The sequence below is a fragment of the Myxococcus sp. XM-1-1-1 genome (assembly GCF_020037095.1).
GTDB classification, from domain to species: domain Bacteria; phylum Myxococcota; class Myxococcia; order Myxococcales; family Myxococcaceae; genus Myxococcus; species Myxococcus fulvus.
Window position 1 is genome coordinate 144,306 of the sequence record NZ_JAIQDH010000001.1, and the last position, 19,356, is coordinate 163,661.

The 19,356-nt window shown below is 70.5% G+C and carries 14 protein-coding genes; 10 read left to right on the forward strand and 4 right to left on the reverse strand.

Annotated features, from left to right (window positions below):
• Nucleotides 1–57: 57 nt before the first annotated feature.
• Genes K8640_RS00605 through K8640_RS00615 form a run of 3 tightly spaced genes read left to right on the forward strand, consistent with a single transcriptional unit; the run spans nt 58 to nt 3,986 of the window.
• Nucleotides 58–1,377: a DUF418 domain-containing protein gene (locus tag K8640_RS00605; RefSeq protein WP_223745301.1), complete on the forward strand. Its 1,320-nt coding sequence runs from the start codon at nt 58–60 to the stop codon at nt 1,375–1,377.
• Nucleotides 1,378–1,414: 37 nt separating this feature from the next.
• On the forward strand, nt 1,415–2,980 hold the full coding sequence (locus tag K8640_RS00610; RefSeq protein ID WP_223745302.1) for a hypothetical protein: 1,566 nt from the start codon (nt 1,415–1,417) through the stop codon (nt 2,978–2,980).
• A gap of 37 nt (nt 2,981–3,017) precedes the next feature.
• Nucleotides 3,018–3,986 carry a hypothetical protein gene (locus tag K8640_RS00615; RefSeq protein ID WP_223745303.1) on the forward strand — a complete coding sequence of 323 codons (969 nt, stop codon included), beginning with the start codon at nt 3,018–3,020 and terminating at the stop codon, nt 3,984–3,986.
• Between the two features lie 49 nt (nt 3,987–4,035).
• Here the strand turns inward: K8640_RS00615 and K8640_RS00620 are convergent, their stop codons facing one another.
• On the reverse strand, nt 4,036–4,662 hold the full coding sequence (locus K8640_RS00620; RefSeq protein ID WP_046715388.1) for a LysE family translocator: 627 nt from the start codon (nt 4,660–4,662) through the stop codon (nt 4,036–4,038).
• A 355-nt stretch (nt 4,663–5,017) separates the two neighbouring features.
• Between K8640_RS00620 and K8640_RS00625 the strand changes: the two genes are divergently transcribed.
• Nucleotides 5,018–5,419: a GFA family protein gene (locus K8640_RS00625; protein ID WP_223745304.1), complete on the forward strand. Its 402-nt coding sequence runs from the start codon at nt 5,018–5,020 to the stop codon at nt 5,417–5,419.
• A 52-nt stretch (nt 5,420–5,471) separates the two neighbouring features.
• On the opposite strand, the gene K8640_RS00630 is transcribed toward K8640_RS00625, so the two are convergent.
• Nucleotides 5,472–6,035: a nuclear transport factor 2 family protein gene (locus K8640_RS00630; RefSeq protein ID WP_223745305.1), complete on the reverse strand. Its 564-nt coding sequence runs from the start codon at nt 6,033–6,035 to the stop codon at nt 5,472–5,474.
• A gap of 152 nt (nt 6,036–6,187) precedes the next feature.
• On the opposite strand from K8640_RS00630, the gene K8640_RS00635 reads away from it, so the two are divergent.
• The 4 genes from K8640_RS00635 (at nt 6,188) to K8640_RS00650 (ending at nt 11,281) form a co-directional block, all read left to right on the forward strand.
• Nucleotides 6,188–7,129, forward strand: coding sequence for a LysR family transcriptional regulator (locus tag K8640_RS00635; RefSeq protein WP_223745306.1), 942 nt, complete (start codon nt 6,188–6,190; stop codon nt 7,127–7,129).
• Nucleotides 7,130–7,251: 122 nt separating this feature from the next.
• Nucleotides 7,252–8,694: a M28 family metallopeptidase gene (locus K8640_RS00640; protein ID WP_223745307.1), complete on the forward strand. Its 1,443-nt coding sequence runs from the start codon at nt 7,252–7,254 to the stop codon at nt 8,692–8,694.
• Nucleotides 8,695–9,229: 535 nt separating this feature from the next.
• Complete coding sequence (locus K8640_RS00645) at nt 9,230–9,790, forward strand: gamma-glutamylcyclotransferase (RefSeq protein WP_223745308.1); 561 nt, start codon at nt 9,230–9,232, stop codon at nt 9,788–9,790.
• A 120-nt stretch (nt 9,791–9,910) separates the two neighbouring features.
• On the forward strand, nt 9,911–11,281 hold the full coding sequence (locus K8640_RS00650; protein ID WP_223745309.1) for a DNA/RNA non-specific endonuclease: 1,371 nt from the start codon (nt 9,911–9,913) through the stop codon (nt 11,279–11,281).
• A gap of 15 nt (nt 11,282–11,296) precedes the next feature.
• Here the strand turns inward: K8640_RS00650 and K8640_RS00655 are convergent, their stop codons facing one another.
• Together K8640_RS00655 and uvrA are read right to left on the reverse strand one after the other, a co-directional pair.
• A complete protein-coding gene (locus K8640_RS00655) occupies nt 11,297–12,199 on the reverse strand; it encodes a glycoside hydrolase family protein (RefSeq protein WP_223745310.1) in 903 nt (300 codons plus the stop codon).
• A 38-nt stretch (nt 12,200–12,237) separates the two neighbouring features.
• Nucleotides 12,238–14,781 carry an excinuclease ABC subunit UvrA gene (uvrA, locus tag K8640_RS00660; RefSeq protein WP_223745311.1) on the reverse strand — a complete coding sequence of 848 codons (2,544 nt, stop codon included), beginning with the start codon at nt 14,779–14,781 and terminating at the stop codon, nt 12,238–12,240.
• 538 nt (nt 14,782–15,319) lie between these two features.
• Between uvrA and K8640_RS00665 the strand changes: the two genes are divergently transcribed.
• Both K8640_RS00665 and K8640_RS00670 read left to right on the forward strand, forming a co-directional pair.
• Complete coding sequence (locus tag K8640_RS00665; protein WP_223745312.1) at nt 15,320–16,216, forward strand: transcriptional regulator; 897 nt, start codon at nt 15,320–15,322, stop codon at nt 16,214–16,216.
• Nucleotides 16,213–19,260, forward strand: coding sequence for a protein kinase domain-containing protein (locus K8640_RS00670; RefSeq protein ID WP_223745313.1), 3,048 nt, complete (start codon nt 16,213–16,215; stop codon nt 19,258–19,260). The genes K8640_RS00665 and K8640_RS00670 overlap by 4 nt, the downstream gene beginning before the upstream one ends.
• Nucleotides 19,261–19,356: the final 96 nt, after the last annotated feature.

Here is a 19,356-nt window from a genome sequence, read left to right on the forward strand (position 1 = left end):
GTGCTCACGTAGCAAGTCCCGGTTGACGACGAACGGGCTCGGACATCTGCTTGAGCGATGTCCGAGCCCGTTGTCGTTTCCTCGCCGCCCTCCGCCGAGGCTCGCCCGGTGGACGCCGGTGAGCGCGTCACGCTGTTGGATGCCCTGCGAGGCTTTGCCCTCTGCGGTGTGTTCGTCTCCAACAGCGCGGCCTGGTTCAGTGGTCGGGTGTTGATGCCGCCCCAGGAGGCGCGAGCGCTGACGGCGCCGCTCTTCGAGACCGTCATCAACAACCTCTACCTGTTCTTCGTGAACCAGAAGTTCGTGACGCTGTTCTCGTTCCTCTTCGGCCTGGGCTTCAGCATCCAGATGTCCCGCGCGGAGAAGCGGGGCGACTCCATCACCCGGCTCTATGCCCGGCGCCTGCTGGTGCTCCTGGGCCTGGGCCTGTTCCATCAGTACGTCATCTGGGTGGGCGACATCCTGCACACCTACGCGCTGGTGGGCTTCCTGCTCCTGTTGTTCCGCAACGCCTCCAACAGGACGGTGCTCATCTGGGCCGTGCTGTGCATGGCGGTGATACCCAGCACCGTCCAGCTGCTCTCACACCACATCCCGATATGGCTCCACGGCGCGGAGGCCGCGAAGGCCGCTGCGACGGCCACGCGCGCGGCGGAGCTGGCGGCGCGCACGCGCCTGCTGGAGGCGTACTCGAGTGACTCGCTCTGGACGGCGATGCTCGGCGGCATGCGCTTCAACGTGGAGACCTTCCTTCAACCCAACCGCCTCGTCTGGATGAGCTTCGCGCTGGGCCGCTTCCTCTTCGGGCTGCTGGCGGGGCGGCTCTTGCTGCTCCAGGACATCGAGGGCAACCGGCCCGTGCACCACCGCCTGTTGTTCTGGGGGCTCTTCCTCGGCGTCATCGGCAATGGCCTGGGGCTGGTGCTCTGGCGGCTGCGCTCGCTGGGGTTGATGGACCAGATGAGCCGTGACACGTCGATCCTGCTCAACCAGGTGCAGGATCTCGGCTGCCTCTTCCTGGGCGCGGCCTACGTCGCCATCTTCGCGCTCCTGTCCCGGCGTGGCTGGGTCCAGCGCGTCTTCGCCGTGCTGATGCCCGTGGGCCGCATGGCGCTCACGAACTACCTGATGCAGTCGGTCGCCAGTGTCTTCATCTACAACGGCTGGGGACTGGGGCTCATCACGAAGCTGCCGCCGTCACGCGTCATCTTCCTGTCGCTCGGCATCTTCGCGGTCCAGATTGTCCTCAGCCACCTGTGGCTCTCGCGCTTCCGCTTCGGACCAGTGGAGTGGCTGTGGCGCTCGCTCACGTATGGCCGTGCCCAGCCCCTCCGGCTGCAAGCGGGCAAGGGGGAGGTGGGGACAGCGGTGTCGTGAACCGCTAGCGTGGGCCCACAAACGGGGAGGTCGTGCCATGACGCTGAAGACACGAGGCGTGGTGCTGATGGGGTCCGCCGTGGGGCTCGTCGCTTGTGGAGGCCCGGGGACGGAAGCCCCGCCACCGCCAGCCGAGACAGCGGGAGTCGTCACCTCCGCCGTGGTGCCAGCGTGCACGGGAACCAACGCCTGGACGACGCTGGGGCATGATGCCCGCCGCTCCTCCACCTCCGACGGCTGTGCGTGGCATCCCTTGCGCAAGCTCTGGGAGTACGCACCGACCGCCGGCGTGGGGCGCACGGTGCAGGGCGTCGAGCGCGTGGTGGCGAACACCGGCGGCGTCTACCTGACGTGGAACTCCAATCCCAACTACGTCGGCTCCGGCGGCAGCCCCGCGCTGGACAAGCTCGCCGTGGACACCGGCGCCAACGTGTGGAGCGTGGACCGCCAGCTCAATGACAACCGGGGCCACTGGCCGACGATGTTCACCTACGAGAAGAACGTGGGCGGCGGTGTCTTCGAGGCGAAGGAGGGCATCGTCCGCAACGACGACGGCATCCGGACCTGGAGCCAGCAGTTCGGCGCCAACTACTACTCCGGAGGCACCATCCCCTATGCCGAGTACGAGCAGGCACCCAACGACAGCTGGGGCCAGTCGCTGTCGGACGGCACGCGCCTGTGGGTCTACAACCAGCTCCACTACCACGGCCCCAAGCTGGGCCTGCGCTCCTTCGACAAGCGCGGCAACCTGCTCCTGGAGCTGAACACCTACGGCTACTACGGCGGCACGCGCGTCTTCCCGCAGCACCAGTGGGACACGGCCGAGGACCGGCTGGGCTCCATCGCCGCGGACGGCGGCTTCATCTACCTGGCCGCCCTCTACAACTTCCAGTGCTCCACCAACTGCTCCGCCACCGAGCCCCGTCCCTTCGCCACGGGCCTGTATGGCTGGGATGTCGCCACGGGCACGGCGCGCTGGCCCCGCGTGGCGCTGGAGCCCGCAAGCCACATCAGCGTGTCGGGCAATCGCATCTATCTGCTGGAGCGGGACCCGGCCACCGGCACCGTGACGTTCAACATCCGCAACGCGGGCTACAACGGCGCCAGCCTCTTCCGCTCCGCGCCGCTCCCCGCCTCGCACCTCACCGGCTTCCAGGCGCCGGTGCTCGTGGCCGGACGGGCCATCTTCGCGGCGCAGGAGACCTCCGGCTCCAACCTGGGCACCGTCCTGTACTCCTTCGACGCGCTCTCCGGCGGCACGCCCCTGACGACCACGCTGACGGGGGTGTATGACGTCGTCGTCCCGTTCTACGGGCGAGACCTGCTGGATTTTTCCACCACGCCCTTCGCGGGCAGGCGCAGCACGAGCATCGCGGCGGCGTCGGGGACGAAGGACGACTCGGGCGTGAGCATCCCCACGCTGGTCATCACCTCGCGCACCGGGCTGCATGTCGTCGCCGTCTCCACGTTGTCGACGTTGTGGAGCGCCACCAAGCTGTCGCTGGTGGGCACGTCGGACGGGGGCGCGCTGCGGGACCCGGTCATCGTGAAGGACCGTGTCTACGTGGTGGACCGGAACAAGGTATACGCGTTGGGGCTATAGCCGAGGCGCTGACGCCCAGGCTGGAGTGAGAGGAAGCATGATGCGAGGGTGGCTGTTGCTGGGGCTCTGTGTCTCCACGCAGGCGTGGGCGCAGGACTATCGGGCGTGCAAGGAGCTGTTCGTGTCCCCGCTGGCGGCGAAGGTCGAGTCGACCAACGCCAGCGGCTCCGCGTGGGACGAAGGCTCCTCGGCGGACCCGGAGCTGACCGCGATGGCGGTCGACGTGGAGGGCGCCTCGCCCGTCGTCATCGGCCCGAAGCAGGAGGACGCCAGCGTCCTCCTGTGGAACAGCCTCTTCCTGGAGGAGACGCGCTCGGGGGCCTGGCTCCCGGTGGGCGTGGGCGGCTCACTGCACCTGCTGCTCACCGACTCGGACGAGGGGCCCTCGGACTTCATCGGGGCCTTCTCCGTCACCGTCCCCGAGTCCCTGGCGCAGACGGGCACCGCGTTCATCCTCACCTCGTCCACGGGCACGCAGCAGATGCCGCTGACGCTGCGAGTCTCCGCGACGGATGGCAAGCGCACCTGCGCGGGCCTGGAGAAGGCCGGGCCCGTGCGCTACGAGCTGCCCGCGCCCATGTTCACCGCGCGGGTGGACAACGGCCTCTTCGAGAAGATCCGGGGCGCGCAGCGCTGCAAGGCCGGGAGCACCCAGCGCGAGTGCAAGCCGGAGAGCTACGACGTGCTCTACACGCCGGAGCTCCTGAAGGACACCTGGGTGACGCTCGTGTCCGGAGGCCCCTTCGCTGGTACCCCGGGGAAGTTCTTCGCGGTGGCGTTCGGCATCGAGCCCGCGCGCCGTCAGGTGGCCTACGTGGGCCGCTGCGACGCGGTGAAGAAGGCCCCCGCGCTGGGGGAGACCCTGGCCTGCGTCCTGGGCAACAAGGCCACCCTCATCAGCCTGGAGAAGGGCAAGCCCAAGACGCGCGCGGCCAACGCGCGGGAGCTGGAGGCGCTGAAGGAGCCGCCCGCGGACGCGCCCGCCGAGTCGACGCCGTCGCCCTGAGAGGACGTCCGGCACGGCGCCCCGGGGCCGAGGGCGCCGTGCGTGGGCCTCAGGCCGGCGGACGCATCGTGATGAGCACCACGCCGATGCCGATGAGCGCCAGGCCCGACAGCCGCTCCCGCCAGACCTGGGCGCGCGGTGAGCTGGAGACGCGGCCTCCGGCGACGCCCAGCCAGGCGTACCCGGCCAGCACCGGCACCTCCACCACGATGCAGGAGACGCCGTACACGGTGAACTGCAGCCCCGCGTGAGGGCCCGGCTGGACGAACTGCGGCAGCAGCGAGCCGAAGAACAGGATGGACTTGGGGTTGGCGAGCTGCTTGGCGAAGCCCTGCACGAAGGCGCCCTGCCACAGGGGCGGCTTGGGGCGCTCGGCCAGCGTGAGGCTCTGCTTCGCGGCCCACAACGTGCTCACGCCCAGGTAGACGAGGTAGGCGGCGCCCGCGTAGCGGATGGCGTTGAAGGCGATTCGCGAGGTGGCCAGCGCGGCGCCCAGGCCCGCCACGGAGACGAGGAAGTACACGGCGTTGCCGGCCTGGATGCCCAGCGTCGCGCTCATCCCCGCCCGGAAGCCCCGCGACATCGCTTGCGAGACCACCAGCAAGACGGCGGGTCCCGGAGTGATGGCGAAGAGCGCCATCGTCAGCGTGAAGGTGGCCCAGAGCGTGAGGTCCATGAGGTCGGGTGCGCGCGGCCGGAGAGTAGCTCCGGACTGTCCGTGCCGGGGCACGGACGCGGTGGGGTGGGCGCGCATGACGAGCGCTCGGGCGCCCGGTCCTCCGTCGGATGTCGGACGTGCCGCCCCGGGCCTCGTCGACGGTATGCGACGCTCGCGCGGCGGGTCGTTGGCGTGACGACGTCCCGGATGTCGCCCTCGTGGAGGAGGGCGCGGTCGGGCGAAATCCGGCCGTGGCCCGGGCGCCGTCTCGTGCTCTGCTTCTCCGGAACGGAAAAGCCCCCACGAGAGGGGGCTGGCGGCGGGGCTCTCGGGAGGGAGGGGCTCGTGGCTGGGGCCATGAGGAGCGTCACTCGTGAAGAAGACGTACGTCGGCGGCTGTCACTGTGGAGCGGTCCGGTACGAAGCGGATGTCGACCTGAGCCAGGGCACCTACAAGTGCAACTGCTCCATCTGCACCAAGGCGCGGCTGTGGCAATCCGTCATCGGCCCCGAGGACTTCCGGCTCCTGGCCGGTGAGTCCGCGCTCACCGAGTACCAGTCCCGCACCAGGCAGCTCCATCACCTGTTCTGCAAGCACTGCGGCGTGCACGCGTTCGGCTGGGGCGACGACACGGAGCTGGGCAAGTACTACACCATCAAGGTCAACTGCCTGGACGACGTGGACGTGGACGAGCTGATGCGCTCGCCCATCACCTACGTCAACGGACGCGACGACGACTTCACGAAGCCCCCCACCGAGGTCCGCCACCTCTGAGCCGAGCCCGTCGCTCAGCCTCCCAGCGCCACGCGTGGTGTCGACGCGGCGCTCAGCGCGCACCTCCCGTGGGGGTGCCGAGCTCCTCTTCGTAGCGGAACTCGAAGGTCCTCCGGGCGAAGCGCCACTGGCCGTCCTGCTTCACGAATTGGTCGGAGTAGGTGCCCACCACCCGCAGGTCCTTGCCCGTCTGCCTGACGCGGAGGACCTCGTCCAGGGTGGAGCGCGCGGTGGCCCGCTCGGGGCCCTGCACGTGGACGACGATGGGCGTGACGCTCATGACGCGCAGCTCGACGCGCGCGGTATTGCCCGTCATGCCCTCTCGGATGGCGTTGCGTCCCTCGAACGTCCAGCCCATGGGCGGCGCGGCCTTCACCTCCCAGACCGCGTCCTCGGTGAAGAGCGACTCCATGGTCTTCCAGTCCTGATGGTTGGCCGCGTCCGCGAAGCGCTCGATGAGCGAGCGCACCGCGAGGTGCTCGACGGGATACGCCTCGACGTTCGATGTGCTCGGAGACGTGGACCGGGAAGCCAAGGGGCCGCCCGTCGTCGAGCCCGCGCAGCCGAGCAGGGTGACGAGGAGCGCCGCGAGTGACGTGCGCAGGTGACGATTCATGGTGTCCATCCATCCTTCGGGTCGGTGTTCCTCCCGGCGCGCGAGCCAGACCCGGACCTCGCGGCGGGGTGTTCCGTCACGCGAAGATGCGAGCTGGCTTCGATTCAGTCGAACGCGTTGTTCCGGAGGCAGTGTTAAGGCAGGCTGAATCGATGCCGAGCCCGCTCGTGGAGACACGTCACCTCTTGTTGCTCGCCGCGATCGAGGAGCTGGGCAGCCTCAACGCCGCCGCACGCAAGCTCCACCTGTCTGCCTCCGCGTTGAGCCAGCAACTGCGGGAGCTGGAGGACCGGCTCGGGGGGCCGCTGTTCCATCGTCAGTGGCGACGGCTGGAGCCGACCTCCGCGGGCAGGCGTCTCACCGAGGCCGCGCGCTCGGTGCTGAGCGAGCTCGTCCGGGCCGAGGCGGAGACGCGGGAGCTGTTGAGCGGCGCCAGCGGCACGCTCCGGGTGGCGACCGCGTGTCTGCAGTCCTACCGTTGGCTGCCGGAGCTCCTGCGCGGCTTCTCCCGGGACTGGCCCGGGCTGGAGGTCACCATCGTCGCCGAGGCGGGGGAGGCGCCCACCGAGTGGTTGCTGTCGCGCAGGCTCGACGTCGCGCTCGTGGCCGGTGAGGCCCGGCCCGGTCCCCGCATCCAGGTGGAGCCGCTCTTCCGGGACGAGCTGGTCGCCGTGGTGGGCCGGGAGCATGCGTGGGCCACCTCGCGTCGCAAGGAGGTGGAGGTCCGGGCCCTCGCGGAGGAGCACGTCTGGGTCGACGCGGGCGCGCTCGCGGCGCACACGCCGCTGGGCCGGGCGCTCGCGAAGGCGGGCAACCTCTCGCCACGCAAGGCGACGCTCATCCCCATGACGGGGGGCGTGGCACTGGAGATGGTCCGCGCCAACCTGGGCGTCACCGTGCTGCCCCGGTGGGCCGTGACGCCGTGGCTCGCCGAGGGCGGGCTGCACGCCGTGCGCGTCGGCCCTCGGGGCCTCTGGCTGGACTGGGCGGTGGCGACCCGGGCAGGGGAGCGGGAGCCGGCGCTGAGCGCCTTCGTGGACGCCCTGCGCGCCCACCACCCTGGCCCTCGGGGCCCGGTGATCCGCCGCCGCTGAAACATGTGTTGATACAACCCACTGAAATCACGGTGAAGTGAGGTCTCCTCGCAACCTGGAGGCACACTGTGGCGATAATCCCGAAGCGCGCCATTCACGCTCTCCATCGGGATCCCCAAACCATGGCCTCGAAGATCAGCGACACGCCTCGTCCCCTGCCCACCGCGTCGTCGCGAGCCCCGGCCGCGAAGGCCCCTCCGCCGCCCGAGAACAAGGCGAAGGCGCCCGACTTGAGCTGGAACAAGGACCGCTTCGAGACCGGCTCCACCCAGCCGCTGCCCCGCCTCCCCGCGCCGCAGCTGCCGCAGCTTCCCGCGCCGGTGCCCCAGCCGCTCCCGCAGCTGCCCGCTCCCGTGCCCCCGCCTCCGTGCCAGGGCCCGGTGGAGCCCACGCCGGAGACGCCCACCGAGCCCGCACCGAACGTCGCGGACTCGGACCCGATGACGCACATCGCGTACCTGGCTTCGGACGAGCTGCAGGGGCGTGACAGCCCGTCGCCCGGGCTCGACGCGGCGTCGGCCTACGTGCAGGCCCACGTCGAGAAGTACGGCCTCGTCGGCCCCAACGTGAACAGCCCCGAGAACCCGTACCAGCAGCGCTTCGACGTGTACTCGTTCCTGGGCAACCCGGGCGAGAACCACGTGCACGGCGGCGAGGGGCACAAGGCGCACAAGGAGTTCGGCCACAAGCTCTTCGAGGAGGGCTTCTACCTGGAGGAGGGCATGCCCCAGGAGACGCTGGCCATGCTCAACAAGAAGTACGAGAGCGCGATGAAGGCCGAGGGCCAGCCGCTCGCGCCGGCGCGCGACGGCGGCCTGCGCAGTGTCGAGGAGCTGCGCTCGCTGGCGACGGAGTCCGGGCAGGCGGTCAACACCATGGCGCTCCTGCCGGGCTCGGGGCCCCACAAGGACGAGGTCATCGTGGTGATGGCCCACCTGGACCACGTGGGTACGGATCGTCGGGGCAACGTCCACAACGGCGCGGACGACAACGCGTCCGGCAGCGCGGTGTTGATGGCGGCGGTGCCGGAGCTGGCCGAGGCCGCCAAGCGCGGCGAGCTGGACCGCTCCGTGCTCTTCATCTGGACGGGCGCGGAGGAGAAGGGCCTGGTCGGCTCGCAGTACTTCGTGGACCACCCGATTCCGGGCCTGGGCACCGAGCAGATCACCGGCGTCATCAACGTGGACATGGTGGGCCGCTGGGATGACCAGCGCCTGTCCGTCGTCGACACGGACCGTCGCGGGCAGGCGAACTACTTCCGCGACGTGGTGGAGCAGGCCAACGCGCAGCTGCCGGACCCGTTCGACCGCATCAACCGCGACATCAACATGTACCGGGACCGTCAGGACGGCGCCGTCTTCGGCCGCAAGGGCGAGGACGTGCTCTTCCTCTTCGAGGGCCTGTCCAACCCGAAGGGCGGCGGCGACCTCATCCCCGAGTACCACGAGCCCGAGGACGACATCGACCTCATCCTCCGCGACAACGGTGGCGAGAAGCCCCGTCGCGTGAAGGACCTGATGGTCAACGTCATCGAGCTCGCCGCGAACCGCACGACCGAGGAGTAGCCCTCCTTGCCTCGTCCCGGAGGGCGTCGTCGCTGACGCCCTCCGCACGGTGGCGCACTCGCCCAGTGGTGCTCAGGAATGCGTCGTCGCTGACGCCCTCCGCCCGGTAGTGCGCTCGCCCAGTGGTGCTCCGGAATGCGTCGTCGCTGACGCCCTCCGCACGGTAGTGCGCTCGCCAGTGGTGCTCCGGAAGGCGTCGTCGCTGACGCCCTCCGCCCGGTAGTGCGCTCGCCAGTGGTGCTCCGGAAGGCGTCGTCGCTGACGCCCTCGCCCGGTCGCGCGCTCGCCAGTGGTGCTCCGGAAGGCGTCGTCGCTGACGCCCTCGCCCGGTGGCGCGCTCGCCAGGTGTAGCCCCGGAAGGCGTCGTCGCTGAGGCCCTCCGCTCGGTGGCGCGCTCGCCCGGTGTTGCGCCGGAATGCGTCGTCGCTGCGGGCCCACGACCCTGGCGCTCACCCCACCAGGCTTCGCGCCCGACGCCCCGGCCCACACCCACGGGGGCTTGTCCCGGGGCCTCGCCCCGTCGAGACTCGACACCATGCCCGCCGCCACGCCCTCGCCGCGCTCCTGGTTCGCCTACTCCGTCGACCTGTCCCCGGTGACGGCGCGTGAGCGCCTGCCGGGGTTGCCGGCCCTGCCCGCGCTGCCGGACGGAGAGCTGGCCGAGGCCCTGGACGTGGACGTCGTCTACGACGTGCCCTCGCTGGCCTGGGGCGGCAAGGTGGCCCGGCTGGTGGATGCCCCGGGCAAGAAGCTCCCCGGCGTGCTGCGCCGGCTCTCCCCGGAGGCGTGGGACGCGGTGAGCCGGCTGGAATCGGTGATCGCCGAGGCCTCCACCTCCCGCCCCGTCAAGGTGCGCACCGCCACCGGCGCGCTGCTCTCCGCCCACGCCTTCACGCCCCCGCCCAGGGCCACCCCTTCCCCCCAGGGCCCCATCAGCGAGGCCTTCCTCGTCACGCTGGCCCTGGCCGCCGAGCGCGCGGGGCTCGCCGCCGACTACGTCGAGCGCCTCCAGGCCGAGGCGCAGATCGTCGGCACGCTCCAGCAGGCGAAGGCGGACGCACGGACCGTCCAGGCGTCCCAGGGCAAGAAGCCGTAGTCACGCCTTTGTGACAGAAATGTGGGGCCATGACGCAACCGGGCACCCCGTCGGGCCGACGATAGAGAGGCCGGGCCTCACTCCGCGCCAGCCCCTGGTCGGCCCAAGGAAGTCACCGCCATGACGACGCTGCGACCCACTTCTCGTGCCAGCACCCCGTCGCCCTCGGTGTCCACCGAGTCCGCGCCCGTCAATGGCCTCAAGCCCCAGGACACCAGCGCCTGGGCTCGCTCCAGCGCCCGCGAGGTCTCCATCACCGAGCTGCAGACCAGGTTCGGCTGGACGGACCAGAGCTGGGAGGCGGGCCTGCTGAAGGCGGCGGACCAGGCGGGCACCAAGACGCGCGGGGGCAACGGCAAGGTCTCCGCGGCTGAAATCCAGGCCTACCTCACCGCCCCCACCGACGGCCGCTACCTCACCTCCACCGCGCTCCAGCAGGGCCGCGCCGCGCTCGACGCGAAGCTCACCGAGGCCGGTGGCTCCGTGAAGGTGGATGCCTTCGACGCGAAGTGGCAGGACGGGCTCGCGAAGCGGGCCGACCTGCTGGGCGGCAACAGCGACGGCAAGGTCAGCCAGGAAGAGCTCGCGGCCTACATCCAGAAGTCCAAGGCCAACCAGGTGGACGGCACGAAGTGGGTGCCCGACCAGCAGATGGCCGCCTTCCAGAGCCGCGTCGCGGAGGCCGCCGGTGAGGTGGACCCGCTGCGTCCCAAGGGAGGCGCGGGCAAGGGCCTGGAGATGGTGAAGCAGTACTCGCGGCTGATGCTGGACGAGGGCAAGAACCTGCCCACCTTCGTCAGCCACATGCTCTCCGCCGCGGACATCCACGAGACGCCCGTGGAGGTGAACCGCAACAAGAGCACCTTCGTGAGAGACCCGTCGCTGCCGCTCACGGGCATCACCGACTCCGACTACAACAACACCGGCTTCGACCGTGGGCACATGAAGCCCGCGGAGGATTCGCCCACGCAGGAGGCGATGAACGAAAGCCACCAGATGACCAACATCGCGCCCCAGTACGGCAACCACAACCAGCAGGTGTGGCGCACGCTGGAGAAGGCCATCCACGGCCTGGTGGAAGAGACGGGCGGCAAGGCCTACATCGTGACGGGCAACCTGTTCCTGGACGACAAGGGCAAGCCCCTGCCGAAGGACCAGGTGGAGACCACGGGCGCGAAGGACCGGAAGATCGCCGTCCCCACGCACAACTTCAAGACGGTGCTGCTGGAGCTGCCCAACGGCAACCTGACGATGTTCGCGTACATGGTGCCGAACCTGAAGGACGGCCCCTCGAAGAAGGAAGCCATCGTCCCGCTGCTGGAGGACGCGCGCGTGCCGGTGGACCGCATCGAGCAACTGCTCGGTCAGGACCTGTACGCCCAGCTCCCCAAGGGCATCCAGAACCAGCTGGAGAAGGACTCGAAGGCCCCCGGCGCGTTCCAGCTCGAGGGCAGCCAGTACGAGTCCATGACGCTGCTGACGCAGCGCTGAGCCTCCAGCACCCGCTCACTGCGCGGGCAGCGAGAGGTAGTGCTGGCCCAGCTCGTTGAGCACGCCGTTGGGGCCCAGCAGGCTCGCGAAGCAGGGGTCGTTCGTCCAGCGGCCGGTGAACCATGCGTAGCGGAACACGTCCGCGCGCCGCTCGCACACGGCGACCATCTCCGTCATCTGCGCCTTCTGCTTCGCCACGGAGTCGATCTGCGCGCCGTCCCGCTGCTGGTGGCAGTTGGCGAACTCGGTGACCCAGAACGGCTTGCCGTACTTCGTCAGCCGGTTGAGCTGCCCGTCGAGCCCGTAGTCGTACCAGTGGAACGCCAGGTAATCGATGCGTGGCTCCCGGTTGCCGTTCTCCGCGCGATACGCGGCGTAGAAGGCATCCAGCCACACCACCGGGTCCGAGTAGCCGGCGAGCGTCCCCCAATTCATCCCCGGGCCCACCAGCTTCACGCCGGTGTTGGCGGCGACGCTCTCGTAGCGGGGCCACAGCCGCGCCGCGGCCTGCGGCGACATGTTGGCCTGGTCCGTCAGGTTGGGCTCGTTGAGCAGGAGCAGGTACTGGATGTGGGGATTGGCGCGCAGCATCTGCTCGATGCGCGCGGCGTCGAAGTTCCCGTTCCACAGCATGGGGATGAAGTCCATCCCGTAGCGGGTGCGGAAGTCGGTGGGGACGTTGGCGTGCGGCTGAGGGCTCCAGTTGTACCACCAGCTCACGCCCGGGGAGACCGCGGCCAGGTCCTCGGGCGTGGCCAGGTCGAAGGCGAGGCCTCGCTTGACGCTCTTGGTGAGCGGCGGCTGCTGTGTGCCCGCGTCCGTCTCCGTGGAGGGCCGGCCCGGCTTGACGGGGTCGGCCGGGTCGCAGCCCAGCAGCAGGACGAACGCGATGCAGAACGGCGCGAGCCAGCGTCTCATGAACCGTCACCTCCGCCCGTCAGGGCGCTTGGGGACGGTCATCCTAGTGTGAGGAACGGCGCCGTGCGGCTCGTCGATGAACGGGCGAGCTTCGCGGGAGGGCCCGCCGCGACGATGCTCCCACCCTCGTCTCCCGCCCCCGGCCCCATGTCGATGACCCAGTCACTGGCGGAGACGACGCGCATGTCGTGCTCCACCAGGATGACGGTGTTGCCCGCGTCGACCAGGCCCTCCAGCTGCGTCATCAGCTTGTCCACGTCCGCCGGGTGCAGGCCCGTGGTGGGCTCGTCCAGGACGTAGAGCGTGTGCCCTCGCTGCGGCCGTTGCAGCTCGGTGGCCAGCTTGATGCGCTGGGCCTCTCCTCCGGACAGCTCCGTGGCTGGCTGTCCCAGGCGCAGGTACCCCAGGCCCACCTCGCGCAGCACGCCGAGCGCGCGGGCCACGTGGGGCTCCTCGGTGAAGAAGGCGTGCGCCGCGTCCACCGTCATGCCCAGCACCTCGGCGATGTTCTTGCCGCGGTAGCGGATCTCCAAGGTCTTCGCGTTGTAGCGGGCGCCATGGCAGGTGGGGCAGGGCGCATAGACGCTGGGCAGGAACAACAGCTCCACGCTCACGAAGCCCTCGCCCTCGCACGTCTCGCAGCGGCCCTTGGCCACGTTGAAGGAGAAGCGGCCCGCGTCGTACTTGCGCGAGCGCGCGGCGGGCGTGGCGGCGAAGAGCTTGCGGACGTGGTCGAACAGGCCCGTGTACGTGGCCAGGTTGGAGCGCGGCGTGCGGCCGATGGGCTTCTGGTCCACGCGCACCATCCGGTGCAGCCCCTCCATCCCCTCGACGATGCGGCCGCCCGTGGTCTTCACCTCGGAGCGCTCCAGGGGCTCGCCCTCCTCGTCCTCCTCGGGCGGCGCGTGGCCCAGGTGCGTGGCGACCAATTCCACCAGCACCTGGCTCACCAGGCTCGACTTGCCGGAGCCGGAGATGCCCGTCACCGTGGTGAAGACACCCAGAGGGAAGTCGACGTCCAGCCCGTGCAGGTTGTTGCGCGACACGTCCTTCAGCCGCAGCCAGCCCTTGGGGGCGCGGGGCGCGTGCGTGCGCGTGGTCTGCTCGCCGAAGAGGTAGCGCCGCGTCTGGGAGGACTCCACCTCCTGGAGCCCGTCCAGCGGGCCGCTGTAGAGGATTTCGCCGCCCTGCTCGCCAGCGGCGGGGCCCACGTCCACCACCCAGTCCGCGTGGCGGATGACGTCCACCTCGTGCTCCACCACGAACAGCGAGTTGCCCGAGCCCTTCAGCGAGTCCAATGCGCGCAGCAGGGCCTGGGTGTCCGCCGGATGCAGGCCCGCGGAGGGCTCGTCCAGCACGTAGACCACGCCGAACAGGTTGGAGCGCACCTGGGTGGCCAGCCGCAGCCGCTGGAGCTCACCGGGTGAGAGCGTGGGGGTGGCGCGCTCCAGCGACAGGTAGCCCAGCCCCAGCTCCATCAGGACGTGCAGGCGCTCCACCAGGTCCTTCGCGATGCGCTCGGTGACGAGCGCCTTCTCGGGGTGCTCGCGCGTGAGCTTCTTCAGGCCCTGCGCGGTGCCGTCGGAGAAGGGGCGCAGGAGCGCGTCGACGCGCTTGAGCGGCAGGCGGGACAGCTCGCCGTAGTCCAGGCCCGCGAAGGTGACGGACAGGGACTCGGGACGCAGCCGCTTGCCGTGGCAGACGCGGCACTCGCCGCTCTCCATGTACTGGGACACGCGCTTCTTGATGAGCGGGCTCTGCGTCGTGGCGAAGGCCTGGAGCACGTAGCGCCGCGCGCTGCTGAAGGTCCCCATGTAGCTGGGGGGCGACTTGCGCTTGAGGGCCTGGCGTGTCTCGGCTGGGGTGAAGCCCGCGTAGACGGGGACGGTGGGCTGCTCGTCCGTGAAGAGGATCCAGTCGCGGTCCTTCTTGGGCAGCTCGCGCCAGGGGCGGTCCACGTCGTAGCCGAGCGTCACCAGGATGTCGCGCAGGTTCTGCCCGTGCCACGCGGGAGGCCAGCCGGCGATGGCCCGCTCGCGGATGGTGAGCGAGTCGTCGGGGACGAGCGAGCGCTCCGTGACTTCGTACACGCGGCCCAGGCCATGGCAGTTCGGACAGGCGCCCGCGGGCGTGTTGGGGGAGAACGCGTCCGAGTCCAGGTGGGGTTGGCCCGCCGGGTACGTGCCGGCGCGCGAGTACAGGAGGCGCAGCGAGTTCGACAGGGTCGTCACGCTGCCCACGGACGAGCGCGTCGTCGGCGCTCCCCGGTGTTGCTGGAGGGCCACTGCGGGAGGGAGGCCCTCGATGGCGTCCACTTCCGGGATGCCCGCCTGGTCGATGAGCCTGCGGGCGTACGGGGCCACGGACTCGAAGTAGCGTCGCTGGGCTTCCGCGTAGAGCGTGCCGAAGGCGAGCGAGGACTTGCCCGAGCCGGAGACGCCGGTGAAGACCACCAGGGCGTCGCGTGGCATCTCCACGTCCACGTTCTTGAGGTTGTGCTCCCGGGCGCCACGGACGCGGACGAAGCCTGTCGGGCGGTCGCTGGGCGTGCCTGCATGGGAGGGACGGCGGGGTCGGCTCATGAAGTGGGCTCCTGCCGGGGGTCCTACCGAATCTGGTGTCGGGAGGGAGCAACGAACAGCGGGGGAGCGACGAAGCCTCGTGAGATGGCCCCGGGTGCGTGAGGCTCACCGGAGACGGGCGGCCCTGCGAGCGGGTTGTCAGACGGGGCGGTCCAGGTGGGCCACACCTCAGGCGGTGCATGAGGCCCGTTGGACGGGTGCCCCCCGAGGGGGCACCAGACGGAGGCGAAGCCCCCGAGTGGTGGCTCGGAGCGAAGCATCTCCTGAGGTGTTGCTCGTGGGGACTCACCTCTGGGGCCCGGCTCGCCTTCCTGCCGTCTTCGGAGTCGCGAGACGCTTCTCCTGGAGTGTGGGTCGTTTCATCCGTGGGACGCGAGCGGGGCTCAGCCCCGCGGAGAAAGACGCCACGTTCGAAGGCCCTGGGCCTCCGTGGTATTTTTCGGTGGCGTGGACCCCGGTTCATCCTTCGTGCGCGAGGTCTGAATGCGCGAGGCCCTGGCTCCGTCGACTCGCGGCTTTGATGACAGGAGTGCTTGGGATGCATGGGCCTGACTCCGAGCCGTTCGATGCGGTGCTGCGGTCCGCTGGCGAGCTGTCCGCCGCACGGCTGCGCGAATCACCAGGAGCCCGGGAGGCCGTGGCGCGCGCTGTCTCCGAGGCCACGGCCCTCGGTGTTGCCGCCCCGGAGTCACGTTCCTTCGCGCGACATCTCGGTGCGCTGCTCTCGCGCGCCGCGGACCCGATGCTCACGCTGGAGCGACTGCACAGCCGGGACCTCGCGCTCGCGCTCGCGTGCGCGGAGGGCGTGCCCGCGGCCCGTGCGCTGCTGGAGCAGGAGGTCTTCCGCGAGCTGCACGTCCCCTTGTCGCGCATCCATCCCTCGCCCGTGTTCGTGGATGAGGTGCTTCAGGTGCTGCGCGCCAACCTCCTGATGCCACGCACGGATGCGCCTTCACGGCTGCTCGGCTACGCGGGCTCGGGACCGTTGCTGCACTGGGTGAGCATCTCCGCGGTGCGCCTCGCGCTGCGGATGCGCAAGGCGCTCGGAGACGAATCGCTGGTCGATGCCGAGGTGCTCGCCGCGCATCCCGCGCCTGGAGGCCTGGAGCTGGGCTTCGTCCGCGAGGAGGCCCGAGGGCACGTGCGCGCGGCCTTCGTCCGGGCGGTGGCGTCGCTGGATGACGAGGACCGCGAGCTGCTGCGCCTGCACTTCGTCGAGCGGTTGTCACTCGAGCGAATGGGCGCGTTGTTCGGCCTGCACAAGTCCACGCTCTCCCGCCGGCTCTCCGCGGTGCAGTCCCTGTTGGAGAAGCGCACGCGACGCGCGCTCACCGAGCGCCTGTCGCTGCCCGAGCCGGAGGTGGACAGCCTGATGCGCGCCATCCAAGGCCGGTTGGATTTGAGCCTCTCGGGCCTGCTGGAGGCGAGGCCGTGAGCTGTCCCGACGAGAACACGCTCTCCGATTACGCGAGGGGTGAGCTGGACCCCGAGCGCACGACGCGCGTCCGCGAGCATGTCGCGGGGTGCTCGGAGTGTCGGAGCGTGCTCGCTGCGCTGAGTGGCCTGCAGACGCCTGCCCCATGGGTCGGAACGGGCGCGCGCGTGGGGCGCTACGTGGTGCTGGGGCTCCTGGGGGAGGGCGGCATGGGCCGCGTCCATGCGGCCTACGACCCGGAGCTGGACCGCAAGGTCGCGCTCAAGCTGCTGAACCTCACGAGGCTCGGGGAGGGCTCTCTCGGTCAGGCACGTCAACGACTGGAGCGCGAGGCCCGCACGATGGCCCGGCTGTCGCACCCCCACGTGGCCCACCTGCATGACGTCGGTGAGTTCCAGGGGCAGCTCTTCCTGGTGATGGAGCTGGTCGAGGGCGGTACGCTGCGCCAGTGGCTCGCGGGGAAGACGCGCGCGCGCCGGGAGATTCTCGAGCGCTTCGTCCAGGCCGCGGATGGGCTCGCGGCCACGCATGCGCTGGGCATCACCCACCGCGACTTCAAGCCCGACAACGTCCTGCTCACGCGTGACGCGCAGGTGCGCATCACCGACTTCGGTCTGTCCAACGCGGCGGCGCAGGAGTCCTCTCGGGCGGAAGGCCCCGCCGTCACCGGCGGCGAGGCGCTCACCCTCACGGGCGTGTTCCTGGGGACCCCCGGGTATGCCTCGCCGGAGCAGCTCCGCGGCGAGCGCGGGGATGCGCGCTCGGACCAGTTCTCCTTCTGCGTCGCGCTCTATGAGGCGCTCAACGGACAGCGCCCCTTCGAGGGCAACACGCGCGACGAGCTGCTGGCGTCCATGCGGCGCATGGAGGTGCGTCCCGAGAAACGCGGGCTGCCCTCGTGGCTCGTGGCCGTGGTCCGACGAGGGCTCTCGGTGGACCCGGCGCGACGCTTCGAGTCCATGGAGGTCCTCCGCGCACACCTCTCGCGCGAGGTCGGCGCCTGGAAGCGCAGCGCCGCCGTGGCCGTGCTCGCGGGTGGACTGGTGGGCCTGGGGTTCCTCGTGTTGGGGCCGTCCTCGAAGGCCTCCAGCGAGGTCTGTCATGGCAGCGAGCGGCACCTCGTGGGCGTCTGGGACGTGCCCGTGCGCGAGTCGGTGCATCAGGCCTTCCTTCGGACGGGGGACGCCTCGGCGGAGGCCTCGTTCCAGGCCGTGGCCTCTTCGCTGGACCGGTGGACCCGCGACTGGACACACGCGCATCAATCCGCGTGCGAGGCGACGCGGGTCTTCGGCGAGCAGTCGGAGGCGGCGCTGGGATTGCGGATGACGTGTCTGGACCAGCGCCTGGACGAGCTGTCGCGCTTGACGGTGGCGCTCCAGGGCGCGGACGCGCGGACGGTGGAGCGAGGCTTCGGACTCGGGACGTCGCTTGGCGGCGTGGTCCACTGCGCGGACGTGCGCACGTTGCAGGAGGCGGTCTCCCTTCCGCAGGACCCGAAGGCTCGCGCGGAGGTGGACGCGGTTCGTGTGGAGCTGGCGCGCGCGAACGCGGAGCTGCTCGCGGGCCACACGCCCGAGGCGCTCAAGATTGCACTGCCTGCGCGGGAGCGCGCGCTCGCGACGCGTCACCGGCCGCTCGAAGCGGAGGCACATCAACTCTGTGCGTTCCTGCAGGAGGACGCCGGGGCGTTCGACGAGGCCCGGAAGTCCCTGGCCCAGGGCTCGCTGGCGGCCGAGGCGGGGCGACACCTGGGCGTGCTCGGGCGGGTGCTCAAGTCCCAGGCGTGGTTGCACGGGTACAGCCTGGGGCGCACGCCAGAGGCCTGGCCCTACTTCCATCGCGCGAGGGCCGTGGCGGAGTCCCTGAGGGACGCCGAACTGGATGCGCTGCTGGACCACGTGCAGGCGGAGCTGCTGGAGCAGGAGGGGCGCTTCGCGGAGGCCGAGCCGCTGCTGCGCGCCTCGCTGGAGGCCGCCAGCGCGAAGGGGCGGACGCATGCGCACGCGGAGCTGAGCGGACGGCTGGGCATGCTCGCCCGGAAGCAGGGGCGCTTCATGGAGGCGAGGCACTGGCAACAGGAGTCGGTGCGGCTCCACGAGGCGTACTTCGGACCGACGCACCGGGACACCGGACGCGCCCTGGTGAACCTGGGCGGGACGCTGGCGATGCTGGGGGAGCTGTCCCAGGCGGAGGCCGTCCTCCACCGCGCGCTCGACATCCTCCGTCACACGTTGGGGGATGCGAACCTCTCGGTGGCCCGGGCCTGGTCGAACCTGGCGCTCGTCCATTTCGAATGGGGGCACGGCGCCCAGGCACGCGAGGCCGCGGAGGAGAGCTGGTCGGTGGCGCAGAAGAGCGTGGCCGCCGACAGCCCGGTGTTGATGGGCCTGGCGTCGAACCGGCTCGGGGTCCTGGGCGAGCAGGGCGAGCGCGCGCGGGAGCTCACCCACGCGCGAGGCGTCCTGGCGCACCGGGAGCGGGTCTACGGTGCCGCTCATCCGGAGGTGGCCCTGGACCTCCACGAGGTGGGCCGGCTGCTGCGGCTGTTGGGGCGCCAGGAGGAAGCGCGAGGTGTCCATGCGCGAGGTGTCGCGCTCCAGCAGCCGCTCGTCGCGAAGGGCGAGGTGGACGCAACGGGGCTGCGAGCCCTCGCGGACGCGCTCCTCTTCCTGGGGCAGGTGGACGAGGCGAAGCGTCACGTGGAGCAGGCACTCGTGGGCATGGAGAAGGACCTGGGGCCTTCGTCATCCGAGCGCATCGAGGCGCTGCTCCTCCTGGGAGACGTCCAGCTCGCGCGAGGCCAGCCCGCGGAGGCACTCCCTCCGCTGCGCACGGCGCTGGCCTCGCTCACGCAGCGCCAGGTGGTCTCCGCGCGAGTGCCCAGGGTGCGTCGTCGCCTGGCGCGGGCGCTGCGGCTGACGGGAGCGACTGAGGAGGGCTGCGAGCAGGCGAGGCGCGCGTGGGAGGAGCTGGGCGCCTGGAGCAAGGCCTACGCCCTGGAGACGCGCGAGGCGCGGGCCGAACTGGGACTCTGTCGAGAGTAGCGGTCGCGCCCCCAAGAACCGGTCGCACCGCCAGGTCGAGTCCCATGGGGCGGTCGACCGCCTCCGTGAGCGACGCGGCAGATTCTTCCGCGCCAG

What these genes read in the sequence shown, in the direction of transcription:
- K8640_RS00610 (WP_223745302.1), top strand. Translation starts at nt 1,415, where the DNA reads ATGACGCTGAAGACACGAGGCGTGGTGCTGATGGGGTCCGCCGTGGGG.
- K8640_RS00615 (WP_223745303.1), top strand. Translation starts at nt 3,018, where the DNA reads ATGATGCGAGGGTGGCTGTTGCTGGGGCTCTGTGTCTCCACGCAGGCG.
- K8640_RS00650 (WP_223745309.1), top strand. Translation starts at nt 9,911, where the DNA reads ATGACGACGCTGCGACCCACTTCTCGTGCCAGCACCCCGTCGCCCTCG.
- K8640_RS00630 (WP_223745305.1), bottom strand. Translation starts at nt 6,035, where the DNA reads ATGAATCGTCACCTGCGCACGTCACTCGCGGCGCTCCTCGTCACCCTG.
- K8640_RS00605 (WP_223745301.1), top strand. Translation starts at nt 58, where the DNA reads ATGTCCGAGCCCGTTGTCGTTTCCTCGCCGCCCTCCGCCGAGGCTCGC.
- K8640_RS00665 (WP_223745312.1), top strand. Translation starts at nt 15,320, where the DNA reads ATGCATGGGCCTGACTCCGAGCCGTTCGATGCGGTGCTGCGGTCCGCT.
- K8640_RS00645 (WP_223745308.1), top strand. Translation starts at nt 9,230, where the DNA reads ATGCCCGCCGCCACGCCCTCGCCGCGCTCCTGGTTCGCCTACTCCGTC.
- K8640_RS00655 (WP_223745310.1), bottom strand. Translation starts at nt 12,199, where the DNA reads ATGAGACGCTGGCTCGCGCCGTTCTGCATCGCGTTCGTCCTGCTGCTG.
- K8640_RS00635 (WP_223745306.1), top strand. Translation starts at nt 6,188, where the DNA reads ATGCCGAGCCCGCTCGTGGAGACACGTCACCTCTTGTTGCTCGCCGCG.
- K8640_RS00640 (WP_223745307.1), top strand. Translation starts at nt 7,252, where the DNA reads ATGGCCTCGAAGATCAGCGACACGCCTCGTCCCCTGCCCACCGCGTCG.
- K8640_RS00620 (WP_046715388.1), bottom strand. Translation starts at nt 4,662, where the DNA reads ATGGACCTCACGCTCTGGGCCACCTTCACGCTGACGATGGCGCTCTTC.
- uvrA (WP_223745311.1), bottom strand. Translation starts at nt 14,781, where the DNA reads ATGAGCCGACCCCGCCGTCCCTCCCATGCAGGCACGCCCAGCGACCGC.